The organism is Paenibacillus sp. CAU 1782 (assembly GCF_054551715.1).
In genome coordinates, this window is the sequence record NZ_JBTOLL010000001.1 from 441,534 (window position 1) to 456,026 (window position 14,493).

At 50.9% G+C, this 14,493-nt stretch carries 16 protein-coding genes; all 16 read left to right on the top strand.

The annotated features are described in order from the left end of the window. Positions 1 to 68: 68 nt before the first annotated feature. On the top strand, positions 69 to 734 hold the full coding sequence (ribE, locus tag ACX93W_RS02260) for a riboflavin synthase (RefSeq protein ID WP_459391989.1): 666 nt from the start codon (positions 69 to 71) through the stop codon (positions 732 to 734). Between the two features lie 23 nt (positions 735 to 757). Further along, entirely contained in the window at positions 758 to 2,026 is a 1,269-nt protein-coding gene (locus ACX93W_RS02265) for a bifunctional 3,4-dihydroxy-2-butanone-4-phosphate synthase/GTP cyclohydrolase II (RefSeq protein WP_459390693.1), read from the top strand. 25 nt (positions 2,027 to 2,051) lie between these two features. Further along, positions 2,052 to 2,522 (top strand): 6,7-dimethyl-8-ribityllumazine synthase, encoded by a 471-nt coding sequence (gene ribH, locus ACX93W_RS02270; RefSeq protein ID WP_459390694.1) that lies wholly within the window; start codon positions 2,052 to 2,054, stop codon positions 2,520 to 2,522. 35 nt (positions 2,523 to 2,557) lie between these two features. Beyond that, positions 2,558 to 3,337 carry a segregation and condensation protein A gene (locus tag ACX93W_RS02275; RefSeq protein ID WP_459390695.1) on the top strand — a complete coding sequence of 260 codons (780 nt, stop codon included), beginning with the start codon at positions 2,558 to 2,560 and terminating at the stop codon, positions 3,335 to 3,337. Then, complete coding sequence (scpB, locus tag ACX93W_RS02280; protein ID WP_459390696.1) at positions 3,306 to 3,911, top strand: SMC-Scp complex subunit ScpB; 606 nt, start codon at positions 3,306 to 3,308, stop codon at positions 3,909 to 3,911. The genes ACX93W_RS02275 and scpB overlap by 32 nt, the downstream gene beginning before the upstream one ends. A gap of 60 nt (positions 3,912 to 3,971) precedes the next feature. Continuing rightward, positions 3,972 to 4,661: a DUF2953 domain-containing protein gene (locus ACX93W_RS02285; RefSeq protein ID WP_459390697.1), complete on the top strand. Its 690-nt coding sequence runs from the start codon at positions 3,972 to 3,974 to the stop codon at positions 4,659 to 4,661. Then, positions 4,634 to 5,101 (top strand): GerW family sporulation protein, encoded by a 468-nt coding sequence (ytfJ, locus tag ACX93W_RS02290; protein ID WP_459390698.1) that lies wholly within the window; start codon positions 4,634 to 4,636, stop codon positions 5,099 to 5,101. The genes ACX93W_RS02285 and ytfJ overlap by 28 nt, the downstream gene beginning before the upstream one ends. Positions 5,102 to 5,303: 202 nt before the next feature. Beyond that, complete coding sequence (locus tag ACX93W_RS02295) at positions 5,304 to 6,386, top strand: D-alanyl-D-alanine carboxypeptidase family protein (RefSeq protein ID WP_459390699.1); 1,083 nt, start codon at positions 5,304 to 5,306, stop codon at positions 6,384 to 6,386. A 99-nt stretch (positions 6,387 to 6,485) separates the two neighbouring features. After that, positions 6,486 to 7,082: a nucleoside recognition domain-containing protein gene (locus ACX93W_RS02300; protein ID WP_459390700.1), complete on the top strand. Its 597-nt coding sequence runs from the start codon at positions 6,486 to 6,488 to the stop codon at positions 7,080 to 7,082. Position 7,083: 1 nt separating this feature from the next. Beyond that, positions 7,084 to 7,620 (top strand): spore maturation protein, encoded by a 537-nt coding sequence (locus ACX93W_RS02305; RefSeq protein ID WP_459390701.1) that lies wholly within the window; start codon positions 7,084 to 7,086, stop codon positions 7,618 to 7,620. Between the two features lie 88 nt (positions 7,621 to 7,708). Continuing rightward, positions 7,709 to 8,449 carry a pseudouridine synthase gene (locus ACX93W_RS02310; RefSeq protein ID WP_459390702.1) on the top strand — a complete coding sequence of 247 codons (741 nt, stop codon included), beginning with the start codon at positions 7,709 to 7,711 and terminating at the stop codon, positions 8,447 to 8,449. A gap of 63 nt (positions 8,450 to 8,512) precedes the next feature. After that, complete coding sequence (locus ACX93W_RS02315; protein WP_459390703.1) at positions 8,513 to 9,043, top strand: redoxin domain-containing protein; 531 nt, start codon at positions 8,513 to 8,515, stop codon at positions 9,041 to 9,043. A gap of 11 nt (positions 9,044 to 9,054) precedes the next feature. Beyond that, positions 9,055 to 10,728 carry a cytochrome c biogenesis protein ResB gene (resB, locus tag ACX93W_RS02320; RefSeq protein WP_459390704.1) on the top strand — a complete coding sequence of 558 codons (1,674 nt, stop codon included), beginning with the start codon at positions 9,055 to 9,057 and terminating at the stop codon, positions 10,726 to 10,728. Further along, the gene (gene ccsA / locus ACX93W_RS02325) at positions 10,725 to 11,984 is read left to right on the top strand and encodes a cytochrome c biogenesis protein CcsA (protein WP_459390705.1); all 1,260 of its coding nucleotides are present in this window, start codon (positions 10,725 to 10,727) and stop codon (positions 11,982 to 11,984) included. The genes resB and ccsA overlap by 4 nt, the downstream gene beginning before the upstream one ends. Positions 11,985 to 12,239: 255 nt before the next feature. Then, positions 12,240 to 12,956 (top strand): response regulator transcription factor, encoded by a 717-nt coding sequence (locus tag ACX93W_RS02330; protein WP_459390706.1) that lies wholly within the window; start codon positions 12,240 to 12,242, stop codon positions 12,954 to 12,956. Then, on the top strand, positions 12,957 to 14,456 hold the full coding sequence (locus ACX93W_RS02335) for a HAMP domain-containing sensor histidine kinase (RefSeq protein ID WP_459390707.1): 1,500 nt from the start codon (positions 12,957 to 12,959) through the stop codon (positions 14,454 to 14,456). It begins immediately after the preceding gene. Positions 14,457 to 14,493 lie beyond the last annotated feature (37 nt).

Here is a 14,493-nt window from a genome sequence, read left to right on the forward strand (position 1 = left end):
GTTGTTGGGCATATGGCGTTCAAAGCGCTGGATAGTTGGCGCATTGGAGGAGAGAGGGGGAGAGACGTATTTTTACCGGATTGATAGAGGAAGTTGGGGTTATGAAAGGCGTCACCCGGCAAGGTGAAGCCATGCAGCTATTGATCGGGGCAAGCGTGGTCACCGACGGGGTTAAGCTGGGTGACAGCATTGCGGTAAACGGCGTGTGCCTGACCGTGACGTCCTTCGATAAACATTCTTTTGCTGCGGATGTTATGCCTGAAACGTACCGTAAATCCACACTGCACAGTTTAAAGCCAGGCAACGGAGTTAACCTGGAGCGGGCGATGAAAGCAGGCGACCGATTTGGCGGCCACATCGTGCAGGGGCACGTGGACGGGACTGGCGTTGTTGTTTCCAGGCATAGGGATGCCAATGCGGTTGTTTTTAAAATATCTCTTCATGACAACTCAAGCCTTCGTTACATCATTCCGAAAGGCTCCATCACGATTGACGGCATAAGCTTGACGGTGGTGGATGTATCGGAAGGCGAGTTTTGTATTTCGATTATCCCGCACACATTGGCGGAGACGGCTCTGCAGCAGCGTCAGCCTGGCGAGACGGTTAACATCGAATGCGATATTATCGGCAAATATGTGAATCACCTGCTTCATTTCAACCAGCCGGAGCAAAACGGCCGGCGCAGCGCCTCCAAGTTGACAACCGGTTATTTGGCGGAACACGGATTTTTGTAAGAGGGACATTGGGAGGGGATCGTATGGAGGAAGGAAAACAAGCGTCGTTTGACACAATTGAAGACGCGGTGAAAGATTTGTTGGCGGGACGCCCCATCATTGTAGTGGATGATGAAGATCGGGAAAATGAAGGAGATCTGGTTGCTCTCGCCGATAAGTCGACGCCCGAGGTCATCAACTTTATGATTTCCGAAGCGCGAGGCCTGGTCTGCGCTCCCATTACGGCGGAGCGGGCCGAGGAACTGGATTTGCCGCCAATGGTGAAAAAAAATACGGATTACCACGGTACGGCTTTTACCGTATCCGTTGACCATATTTCCACAAGCACGGGTATTTCGGCATACGAGCGTTCGGTCAGCATCAAGGCTTTAATCGATCCAGCGGCGCGTGCGGAGGATTTCCGCCGTCCCGGGCATATCTTTCCGCTGATCGCCAAGGAAGGCGGCGTGTTGCGCCGTGCCGGCCATACGGAAGCGGCAATTGATCTAGCCCTTCTCTGTGGAGCAAGCCCGGCGGCAACCATCTGCGAAATTATTAAAGAGGATGGTTCTATGGCCCGTCTTCCCGATCTTGTAACATTCAAAAACAAGCATGGCCTCAAAATGATTACGATTGAAGAGCTGATCCGGTACCGCAATGAAAAGGAGCAGCTTGTGGAACGGGTCGTGGATGTGACCATGCCGACCGACTTCGGCGAGTTCCGCGCCGTTGCGTACAAAAACAAAGTGGACGACAAGGAGCATGTCGCATTTGTTAAAGGCGAAATCAAGCCTGACCAGCCCGTGCTGGTGCGCGTCCATTCGGAATGCCTGACGGGGGATGTATTCCATTCTCATCGGTGCGACTGCGGACCGCAGCTTGCCGCTGCGATGAACCAGATCAATGAAGCCGGCGCCGGCGTTCTGCTTTATATGCGCCAGGAAGGACGCGGCATCGGGCTGATCAACAAATTAAAGGCATATGCGCTTCAGGAGCAGGGATTGGACACGGTTGAGGCGAATATTAAACTAGGCTTTGCTCCCGATTTGCGGGAATACGGGATAGGCGCACAAATCCTGAGGGATCTTGGCATTACTCAAATGCAGCTTATGACCAACAATCCGCGCAAAATCAAAGGGCTTGAAGGGTACGGCATCGAAGTGGTTGACCGCGTGCCAATCCAGATGCCGGCCAATGACAGCAACCGTGGCTATTTGCGCACCAAGGCTGCCAAGATGGGGCATTTGCTGGAGTTGGATGAACTGGAGCAAGCACAGCAGGGCGAAAAAGCGGCAACAACGCCGCAGCACTAATATAACTGGAGAGGAAGTAGCAGACATGGCAAAATATTATGAAGGACATTTAGTATCCCAGGGATTGAAATATGGCGTAGTTGTGGGCAGATTTAATGAATTCATCTCCGGCAAGCTGCTTAGCGGAGCATTGGACGCGTTCAAGCGGCATGGAGCGGAGGACGATGATGTTGAAGTGGCATGGGTGCCAGGCGCTTTTGAAATTCCGCTGATTGCCCAAAAAATGGCGGAAAGCGGCAAATATGACGCTGTTATTACACTTGGCGCGGTAATCCGCGGCTCTACGCCGCATTTTGACTATGTGTGCAGCGAGGCGGCCAAAGGCGTAGCTGCAATTGCGCTAAAAACCGGCATTCCGACGATATTTGGCGTTCTGACGGTGGATTCCATCGAGCAGGCAATTGAGCGTGCGGGCACAAAAGCCGGCAATAAAGGATATGAAGCGGCTGCCAGCGCTATCGAAATGGCGAATTTGAGCAAGCAGCTTCAGGGCTAACGCCTTGATTTGCCAGACGGCGGGAGGGCTTCATTTTGTCAGTGCTTTACAGGCTTGAAACGTTTGAAGGTCCGCTTGACCTGCTTCTCCATCTGATCGATAAAGCGGAAATCGATATCCACGATATTTCCATCAGCGAAATTACGGTTCAGTACATGGACTATCTGAATGCCATGAAGGAGCTGGAGCTGGAGGTTACCAGTGAATTTCTGGTTATGGCGGCAACGCTGCTGGCGATCAAAAGCAAGCAGCTGCTGCCCAAACCTCCCGTTTTTGATGATGAGCCGGAAGATTGGTACGACGATGGCATGGACATGCGGGATGAACTGATTCAGAGGCTGGTGGAATATCGCAAATTCAAGGCGATCGCGGAGCAGCTGCGCGATAGGGAGCATGACAGAAGCCTGCTGTTTTCCCGCGAGCCTGAAGATATGACTCCGTTTTTGAAGGAAGTTCCGGTTAATCCGGTGGAAGGGCTGCATCTATCCGATCTGGTGAATGCTTTCCAGAAGGCGCTGCGAAAAGCGGCAAGACGGAATTTTGTAGCGACCGTGCACCGTGACGAAATTTCCGTCAAAGATCGCATTCATGATATTGTGGAGCTTCTGAAGCAATATGAGACGGTTCGATTTTCCAAGCTGATCCGTGAAAATATGGACAGGCATGAAATCGTCGTTACCTTTCTTGCGATATTGGAGCTTATGAAGATGAAGCATATCCGGTGCCATCAGCATGGGCTGTTTGATGATATCGTGATTCACTGGAGAGGAGAAACCGGGCAAGATGGATTATCAGCATTTGAAGAAAATTATTGAGGGCTTGCTTTTTATGGCCGGGGATGAAGGTTTGAACAAGCGCCAACTAGGCGATATTCTGGAGTTGAACATGGAATTTGCCGTTGAGCTTGTGCATGATCTTCAACGGGATTTGGAGCGCGAGGCAAGAGGCGTTCAAATTTCCGAAGTTGCCGGTTCCTTTCGGATGACGACGCATCCGGAGCATGCGCCTTATTTTGAACGTATGGCCTATACGCCAACACGGGCCCAGCTATCGCAGGCTGCGCTTGAAACGTTGTCGATTGTTGCCTACCGTCAGCCGATTACAAGAATTGACGTTGAAGAGATCCGTGGAGTCAAAAGCGACAGGGCGATTCAATCGCTTGTATCCAAGGATCTGATTGAGGAGGTTGGCCGGGCAGAAGCGATTGGCCGCCCCATCCTATACGGTACAACAAAAGCGTTTCTGGACTATTTCGGCCTGCCATCCATTAAGGATTTGCCTGAACCGAAGCAGGTCAACATGGAGGACGAGCTTGACGAACATACGCAACTGCTGTTCGAGAAGCTGGACGGCCGCCAAATGACGATTGATGAATTAAAAGAGGAATGAGAAAACGCCGCTTGGTCATACTATATTCAACCTGTTTTTGGAAACGGAGGGAACACAAACGTGTTTGACGCTCCCTATGGTTGGATAATGACCGGCGGCCTTTTTTTTGTCCTTGCGCTGGTTGTGCTGTTGTCTTCGCCGATCGTAATCGACGGATATTATAGGCGAAGCGGCAATAAGGATGATGCCCAATTCACCGTGAAGCTGCTGTACGGGCTGATTAAATACCGAGTGAAAGTGCCTTTTGTTCGTTTTACGGGCAAATCGCTTCAGTTGAAGGAGCACATTTCCACAAGCAGCGCAGGACAAAGCGACTCTCACAAGCAAAATGATGAGATTGACGCAGAACGAGTCGTGCGAATGATCGACAAGTGGAAGCAGCTGCTGGAAATGACGAGAGACTTTACCGGAGTGGTAAAACACGCGTTGGAGCGTGTCGATGTGCATCGCTGGCAATGGTCTACATCCGTTGGAACGGGAGATGCCATGTGGACGGCTATGGCTACTGGGCTTGTATGGTCGATTAAGACGAGCGCGATCGGCCTGCTGTCGCAGGTAGTCAGACTTAAATCACATCCGGAATTGAAGGTCGATCCCGTTTATGACCGCCCTGCTTTTACAACGGAGTGGTCGTGCATAGCTCAAATCCGCTTCGGTTATGCTATTCTTGCCGGACTGCAGCTGTTCATTCGCATGAAGAAATGGAAAGGAGGCGTCAAGCTATGGCAGAACATCCTATTCAAGGCTTAATGCAAACCGCAATGGAAAACATTAAAGAAATGGTTGACGTCAATACAATTGTTGGCGATCCGGTACAAACGCCGGACGGCAGCGTTATTATGCCTATCTCCAAGGTAGGCTTTGGTTTTGTGGCAGGCGGCAGCGATATCCGGATGGATAATGGCGGAGACAAGCATGATGCGGCAAAAGACGACGCTCACAACGCTTCGGTTTCTTTGCCGTTTGGCGGCGGCAGCGGCGGCGGCGTATCCATTACGCCGATCGCCTTTTTGGTTGTTGGGGCAACGGGCGTTAAAGTCGTGCCGCTGGACAATCAGACTCATCTGATGGAACGCGTCATCGATTCCGCCCCTCAAGTATTTGACAAGCTGCAAAACATGATGCGGCGCAACAGCTCCGGCGACTTTGTGGAATCCACGACAACAACAATCGTGGACGGGCATATGTAAATGTTGCAATAGCTCAGATGGCCGAGGGGAAGGCGCAAGGCTTTCCAGCGGCAATCCGGCCTCCCGCGCGTAAGCGACGGGAGGTTTTTTGCGTATCCATCATTTTCGGCTCCATAGCTCGTCTATTGAGCGATGTACAGGCATATACTACATTAGATTGCATCAATCAACTTGAACCAACACCGGAAGGAGCCAGCTTAGAATGACAACCGGGTTATACAGATTTTGGACAAGGCTTGGAGCCGTGCTGGCCGTATTGGCGCTGCTGGCGGGATTGGCGCCGGGCGGAGCCTCCGCAGCGCCTTCAATCGGCACAAACGCTAAAGGTGCTGCATTAGTCGATGTAGAATCGGGGCGGCTGCTTTATAGCAGCAACGGCGATACGCCAATGAGGATAGCCAGCTTAACCAAAATTATGACTGCTATCGTGGCCATAGAACATGGTCATTTGGACGACATGGTAAAGACGGGGAAACGAGCTGTCGGAAAGGAAGGCTCCTCGATTTATCTTCAGCTAGGCGAAGAGATGAGTTTATCCAATATGCTCTACGGCCTAATGCTTCGCTCCGGCAACGACGCGGCCACTGCTATTGCGGAACATGTAGGAGGCTCGGAAGAAGGATTTGTCCATCTTATGAATGAAAAGGCGGCCATGCTGGGCTTGACACATACGCAATTCCGCAACCCGCACGGACTAGATGAAGAGGGGCATTATTCCTCGGCGAACGATCTTGCGCGGATGGCGGCCTATGGTCTTAAAAACAAAGACTTTGCGGCAATTGTGAGCACTCGCGTCAAAGATGTGCCGAACCCTCACGAGAAGTGGAGCTACCGCTGGTTGAATAAAAACAAAATGCTTGCTATGTACGAAGGAGCGGACGGCGTAAAAACGGGCTACACCAAAAAGGCGCTTCGTTGTCTTGTTAGCTCGGCTACCCGCAACGGGCAAAGGCTTGCAGCCGTGACGATCAACGACGGGGACGACTGGAAAGATCATCAGCAATTGCTGGACTGGGGGTTCAGCAATTATCCGCTTCAGACACTCGCTGAAAAGGGCCAATCCATTGAAGGGGTTGCTCAAGTAGCTGGCCAAACCTTTCTTTATCCATTGGAAGAAGGCGAAGGAGCAGGGGTTCAAAGCAAGCTGGAGCTGATTCCCGCAGCCGGGGAGCGGTATGAACTGGGCGAACGCGGCAGATTGCTGTTTTATTTAAACGGCAATCCCATCGGCAAAGTTCCGGTCTATGATCCGGACAGTCCCTTGATGTCAGCGGGCGGCGATTAGTTATAAAGGCCAAGGGATCCGCATAGCGGAAATGTTGCCAAGCCATGCCTTCGCCAGGGAGAAGCGGAGGCGGGTTTTTCCGGGGGAGGATTGTGGAGGATGGTAAACTGGATATGGCTTTTTTTTATCGTGGCAAGCGTAGTGGTGGCGGCGTTTACGGGGAAAATGGATGACGTAACCGCCGCTGCTTTTGATGGAGCCAAATCAGGCGTGACCGTAAGCTTTGGACTGATTAGCATTATGGTGTTTTGGCAGGGCATGATGTCCATCGCCGAACAAGCGGGATTGCTCAAAAAGCTTGCCGCTATGCTTGGGCCTGCTGTTCGCTGGCTGTTTCCCGATGTTCCTAAGGATCATCCCGCCATGGGGTATATTATGAGCAACCTGAGCGCCAACCTGTTTGGCCTTGGCAATGCCGCAACTCCGATGGGCATCAAAGCGATGCAGGAGCTGCAGAAGCTGAATCCGCACAAGGAGACGGCGACGGCGGCGATGTGTACGCTGCTTGCCCTGAATACATCCAGCATCACGCTAGTGCCAACAACGCTTATTGCAATCCGCATGAATTATAATTCCGCCAATCCGGCCGAAATCATCGGCACAACGATTGCCGCAACCTTCGTAGCGACCGCAGCTGCCATTATGGCGGACCGCTGGTACAGAAGTCGGTTGAAAGCTCCGCCGGGAGGTGGATGAAATGTATGAGCTGTTTTCGACGTTATCCGCATGGATGATTCCAGGCATTATCGTGTTTATTCCTTTGTACGCCATGCTGCGACGCAAAATTCCGGTATATGAAGTATTTGTGGACGGTGCCAAAGACGGCTTTGGCACCGCAATCGGAATCATTCCCCATCTGGTGGGCATGATGGTAGCCATCAGTATGTTCCGGGCGTCGGGCGCTATGGAACTGATGCTGTCGGCTGTCCGTCCGTTTTTTGATTGGCTGGGCATTCCCAGCGAGGTATTGCCGCTTGCCGTGCTCAGGCCGTTGACGGGTGCGGGTTCGCTTGCTTTTACGGCAGATTTGATCAGTACATACGGGCCAGACTCCATGATCGGCCGAATCGCTTCTACTATTCAGGGAAGCACGGATACAACACTGTACGTGTTAACGGTTTATTTTGGCGCGGTTGCTGTACGCCGGACAAGATATGCGCTGAAGGTCGGCCTGTTTTCCGATCTGGTCGGATTTTTTGCCGCAATCGCCGTTTGTCTCTATTTGTTCCGTTAAATTGGGCTACCGCTTGTTTCTGGAGTAAAACTTATATAGCTTGTGCTTTGGCCCTCCAATCGGTATGATGGAGAGTGAGGTGAAAGCATTGGAACGTTTACAAAAAATATTGGCGCAAGCCGGGATTGCTTCGAGACGCAAATGCGAGGAGCTCATTCTGTCCGGCGTTGTCGAAGTCAACGGCGAAAAGGTGACGACGCTTGGCGTAAAGGCTGATCCTGCGGCGGATGTCATCACCGTTAACGGCAAGCCAATCAAAGGCGAAAAAAAACTTTATCTGATGATGAACAAAGTAAAAGGCGTGATAACAAGCGCCAGTGATCCCAAGGGTCGGAAAATCGTAACCGATTACCTGCCGGGCATCAAGGAGCGGGTTTATCCTGTAGGCCGGCTGGATTATGATACGGAAGGGCTGCTGCTGCTTACCAACGACGGCGAGTTTGCCAACCTGCTCACTCATCCCAAGCATCACGTTCCGAAAACGTACCATGCGACGGTTAAAGGCGTGCCGCACGGCACAGCGCTGGAGCAGCTTCAAAGAGGCATTCAGCTGGAGGATGGCATGACGGCTCCCGCCGAGGTAGAGTACCACGATGTGGCTTCGGATGACAAGGAAGCTACAATTTCCATCACGATCTACGAAGGACGCAATCGCCAAGTCAGACGTATGTTTGAAGCGATCGGGCATAAGGTAGTGCGGCTGAAACGGATTAAGTTCGGAGATGTCGGTTTGCAAGGGCTGGGACGCGGAAAATATCGTCATTTGACGCCTCAAGAGGTTCAAGGACTTATTTCCGCCGCAAGTAAGACACATAATGTTCACAAATAGCATTTGGCGGCGGCAGTTTTTGCCGTCTGCTTTTCGTTATAATGAAATAACGGTGGTGAGATAATGGGGAAATCCCGAAGAAGAATCCAAATCATTATTTTGATTGCGGTATTTGTCATAGGCGGCTATGCAATCGGGACAACCCTGTTCGCCAAAAACGATAATGGGCAGCTAAGCCCGGGAGACAAGCCGCCCGCCTTTGCGCTTGCGGATCTTGACGGCAACGTGTTTCAGCTGTCGGATTATGAGGGCAAACCGGTGATTGTCAATTTCTGGGGCAGTTTTTGCGAGCCTTGCGTCAGGGAAATGCCGGAATTTCAGAGGCAATATCAGAAGTGGCAGGATAAAGGGCTTACGGTTCTCGCGATTAATTTGAGCGAGGACACGCTTACTGTGCAAAATTTCGTCAAGCGCTTCCAATTGGATTATCACATTTTGCGCGATATCGGGCGAAAGACGGAACGCAGCTACGGACTTCGTTCCTATCCGACCACCTTTTTCATTCAGCCAGACGGCAAGCTGATGGAGGCTGTTGTTGGCGGCATGAGCGAAGAGGATATTGAGAAACGCGTGCAGCGTTTGCTCCAGCTGTAGGGGGTTATGGCTTGCTTGTTCCGGAGAATACTAAATGCGAGTGCGGTCATCAAAACGCCGTAGGCACCGTGCTGTGCGAATCATGCGGAAAACCGCTGCTGGAAGATCTTCAGAAATCCGATACGCCTCTGGAAATGAGGTACGACGGGGTTGCGCGGCGTTCGCAAAAAACCAATCCCTCAATCATTGACAAGGTGTGGAATTTTTTCTCTTCGGTCAAAATTGCGATCTATTTGATTGTCATCACCTTTTTGACGGCGATGCTGGGTACGATCTACCCCCAGGAAAATACCTTTATCAATAATTTCGAGCCATGGCTGTATTATGAGCAGACCCATGGACTTCCAGGCAAAATCTATTATGCGCTGGGGCTGTCGCGGACGTACGAAAGCTGGTGGTTCATCGGCTTGCTGGTTATGATCGGCACTTCACTCGTCATATGCAGCCTGGACCGGGTGCTGCCTCTTTACCGGGCGCTCAGCAAGCAGCAGATCCGCAAGCATCACCAATTTCTTCATCGCCAGAAGACCGTATACCGGGGCGATGTTGATGGCAATGCTGGTGAATGGGTGGCGCAATTCGCTGCGCAGCTGAAACGCAAGGGATACAACATACATAGTGATGAATCCGGAACCGCGATGCTGGCGGAGAAAAACCGCTTTAGCAGATGGGGACCTTACATCAACCATATCGGCCTTATCCTGTTTCTGCTTGCCATTCTCGCACGCAGTATTCCGGGCTGGCAGATGGATACCTATGTCACGGTGCCGGACGGGGATACGGTAGAAATCCAGGGAACGAATTATTATGTTAAAAGCGAAAAGTTTACGGTGGATTTTTATAGCGACGACGAACTGCCGGATTCGCTAAAGGGCAAGCCAAGGCCAAAAAATTTCGAAACCAAGGCTGTTTTGTATCAATGCGTGCAAGATTGCGGCGATCCCCTCAAAAGTCCGGAACTGGAGGAGGTAAAGAGGCACGATATTGCCGTCAACTCCCCTCTGCAGTATAAAGGACTTAAATTGTTTCAATTTGATTTTAATCTTACGCCGAGGTTAAATGCCGTCCATCCCGTGCTGGTGGACAAAACCACCGGAGAGATTTACGGTCCGTTCGATTTGCCGATGAAGGATTCCGAGCCCGTCCATAAGCTGGGACCGTTTACATTGGAGCTTTACGCCAATTACATGGAGTTTGCCCTCGACAGCGAAGGAAAACCGACGACACTGTCCCGTGATCCTAACGCGCCGGCTTTTGTATTTACGGTCAAAGGACCCGGCCTGAAGCCGGAAGGCGAACCATATATGTATTTTCCAATGCAGAAGGATAAGGTCCGGTTTGCCCAAGACAGCATAAATCGGGCTTTGGCGGACAGGATCGAAATCCGAGTGGATGGAATGGAAAACGTTGATTTTTCGGAAGCGACTACCTTTCTTAACGTTAGAATGGACAAGGCTTTGTCCTTTCTATGGATTGGCGGCATTATTTCCATGGTGGGGCTTGTAATGGGCACCTATTGGCAGCATCGCAGAATTTGGCTGCGAATCGACGAAGGCAAGCTTTCGCTTGGCGCTCACAGCAACAAGAACTTTTTCGGGCTGAGAGCCGAAATTGCCGCGGCTTTAAAAAAGACGGGGATTGAAGTCGAACCAAAGCGACTTGATAACGGGGGGAACAACGCGTGAATCTAGTGGATTTCAGCAGCGATGCGTTTATAGCGGCATTTTTCCTGTATTGCATTGCTTTTATGCTGTATGTCATTGCGATTGCGGGCAGAAAATGGAGCAACAGAGATCCGGTCGAGCATGAACGCAAGTGGAGCCGCATTGCGTTTTTCTCCTCCAGCGCCGGCCTTGGCGCGCATATCGTGTTTTTTGTTACGCGCTGGATTGGCAGCGGACAAATTCCGACCAGCAACATGTACGAATTTCTGACGTTTCTGGGCATGGCCATTATGATGGCGTACACTGTAATCTTTTTTCTGTACCGCAAGCCGCTGCTTGGCATGTTTGCGCTGCCGCTAACGATTATTATCGTGGCGTACGCATCGGTGTTTCCTCAAGAGGTGCAGCCGCTGATACCGGCATTAAAATCGATCTGGCTGAAAATCCATGTGACGTTTGCGGCGCTTGGCGAAGCCTTTTTTGCCGTCGGTTTTGCAGCAGGATTGATGTATCTGCTCAGGGTTATCGACTTTAAGGATCGCTCCAAGGCGGGCCGCCGTTCGCAGTTTTGGGTGGAGTTCTGTCTCTATTCAATTATGGTTGTTATTGGCTTTATCGTAGCGGTGTTTGTCTTCCGCGGAATGGGTTATGAAGCCCAGTTTACGCAGGAAAAGGTTGTGATCGACGCCAAAGGCGTTGATTCCATCGTGCAGGAAACGGTGCATTACACCTTGCCGCCTATCGTTAAACCGTATAACAGCAGCGTGGATTATGCCGATTCTTTTCTTGGCGTAAAGGAGTCGCTGTTTGAAGCTCCATCCTGGATGAACGGCGTTAATGCAGGACGCAAATTCAATACCGTTCTCTGGTCAATTATTGCAGGTTCGCTGTTATATGGTCTGCTTCGTCTGATTTTCCGCAAGCCGCTTGGCGCTGTTATCCATCCCGCATTGGAGGGCATCGACCCTGAAGATTTGGATGAAATCAGCTACCGGGCGATTGCAATCGGATTTCCGATCTTTACGTTAGGCGCGCTCATCTTTGCGATGATTTGGGCCGAAATCGCCTGGGGCCGCTTCTGGGGCTGGGACCCCAAAGAGGTATGGGCCTTGATTACTTGGCTGTTCTATAGCGCATATCTGCACTTCAGGCTGTCGCGCGGATGGCAAGGACTTCGTTCCTCCTGGCTTGCAGTAATCGGGTTTGTCATTGTATTGTTTACATTAGTGGGCGTGAACCTAATTATTGCGGGCTTGCACTCCTACTCTGGTGTATAATAGAGGTTGTTCAAAAAGTTCACTTTTGATTACCTTTTTGAACACGAATTACTAGGGCGTGTCTGGAAACTCCGCAGGGAGCGGAAATTGCCGAATTTTGTTCCATGCAAGGCGCTTTTTGGAAGGCTTACCGGGGTAAGTCAAGAAAAAGTTACGCAGCAGGGGGCGAAAAGGCGGTGATCGATGGCCTTGAGCGAGTTTCCAGACACGCCCTGGAAGAATAGAGTTTTTTTTACTGAGAGGAGCTGCTCCCAATTGTCTGATTATAACAACCGTATTCTGGTAGTAGATGATGAGGAACGTATTCGTCGTCTGCTCAAAATGTATTTGGAAAAAGAAGGTTATCTAATTGATGAGGCAGAAGACGGAGAACGGGCGCTGAAGCTGGCGTCCAACACGGACTATGCCCTTATTCTGCTAGATGTGATGCTGCCTGGCATCGATGGCGTGGAGGTATGCTCTCGCCTGCGCCAGATCAAGTCTACTCCGGTTGTTATGCTGACTGCCAAAGGCGAAGAGATGAACCGGGTTCAAGGTTTTGAAGTAGGCGCAGACGATTACGTCATCAAGCCGTTTAGCCCGAGGGAAGTGATTTACCGGGTAAAAGCGATCTTGCGTAGATCGTCAGCCACCGCTTTTCTTACGAATGAAGCCAAAACAAGCAGCAATATCGTGTTTCCTCATCTTATTATTGAGCATGATGCTCACCGCGTTACGGCAGGGGGCCATGAGGTCAGCCTGACGCCTAAGGAATACGAGCTGCTGCATTATTTGGCCGTTTCGCCGGACAAGGTGTTTTCGCGCGAAGATTTGCTGAAGGATGTATGGAACTATGAATTCTTCGGCGATTTGCGTACGGTTGATACACATGTCAAGCGCCTACGTGAAAAGTTGAACAAGGTTTCGCCTGAAGCGGCATCCATGATTACGACCGTTTGGGGCGTCGGCTACAAGCTTGAGGTGCCTAAATAAATGAAGTTGTGGGATCGGCTGGCCCGGATGCTGTGGTACAGCGTAGTCGGTAAGCTTTGGGCGACCATTATGCTGCTGGTTGCGTTTGTTTTGCTGATATTGGGTTTTTTCCTGCTGCAATACATCGACATTTGGTTTCATGAAAATACCCAGGATATTAAACTGCTGTTTATTGTTACTGCGGTTATCGGGTTTTGCTTATCGACATTTTTTGCCTTTTTTTTGTCGCGCAACTTGCAGCGTCCGCTGATCCAGCTAAAGGATGCCGCTGACTCCATTTCGCAGGGCGATTACAGCACTCGGGTACAGATTCGTTCGCGTGACGAAATCGGGCAATTGGCAAAAACGTTCAACCATATGACGGAGCAGATCGACAAGCTGATTCACGATTTGAATCATGAAAAAAACCATCTGGCGAGCATTTTGCGCAGTATGGGAGATTCCGTCATTACCTTTAATGCGGAAGGGGAGGTCATTTTGACTAACCCAAGCGGACATCTGCTGATCACCCAGTGGTCGTCGCTGGAGGGCGGCTGGCTTGAAGTCCCCCGCAAAAAGTCGAATATGCCATTTGCCAAGGTGCCGATGCCGCTCCGGGATGTTTTTCATACAGTCATGACCGAAGGCCATGATGCGATGGACAAAATTCATGTGCACAGCAGCGTATGGTCCGTCGTGATGGCGCCATTGCAATCCGGCGGCGTTATAAGGGGAGCCGTTGCCGTTATCCGCAACGTGACGGAGGAGCATCGGCTGGACAAGCTGCGCCGCGACTTCGTAGCGAATGTATCCCATGAGATCAGGACTCCGTTATCTATGCTTCAAGGCTATAGCGAAGCGCTGCTGGATGAAATTGTGGCTTCTCCGGAAGAGCGGAAGGAGCTCGTGCAGGTCATCTATGACGAATCGCTTCGGATGGGGCGGCTGGTAAACGATTTTCTGGATGTCGCAAGAATGGAAGCCGGTCACGTCGATATGAATTACCAGCGTATTGATCTTAGCAATATGGTACGCCGCGTTCACCGCAAGTTTGGCGTTTATGCTAAGGAACGGGGCGTTATGCTTATGATGGATATTCCCGATGCAACGCTTGTGGTGGAGCAAGGGGATGAGGACCGATTGGAGCAGGTGCTGACCAATTTGCTGGATAACGCTTTGCGTCATACTCCATCGGGCAAAAGTATTTTGATTAAGGGAGCTGCTGTTGAAGTTAATGGCTTGCCATATATTCAACTGGAGATCAAGGATGAGGGGCAAGGCATTCCGGCAGAGGATGTGCCATTCATTTTTGAACGCTTTTATAAAGCGGATAAGGCAAGAACACGCGGCGCTTCCGGCGGGACGGGGCTGGGACTGGCGATTGTCAAAAATCTGATTGATCTTCATCAGGGGAGAATCGCCGTTGAAAGCGTCCTAAACGTCGGTACAACGTTTACGATCCTGCTCCCGGTAGAAGGGCAAGACAATAGTAGCCGAGCACTCCCGTCAAGTAAGAAATAACATCACCTATTAAGCAAAAATAGAAAGGAATTATGGC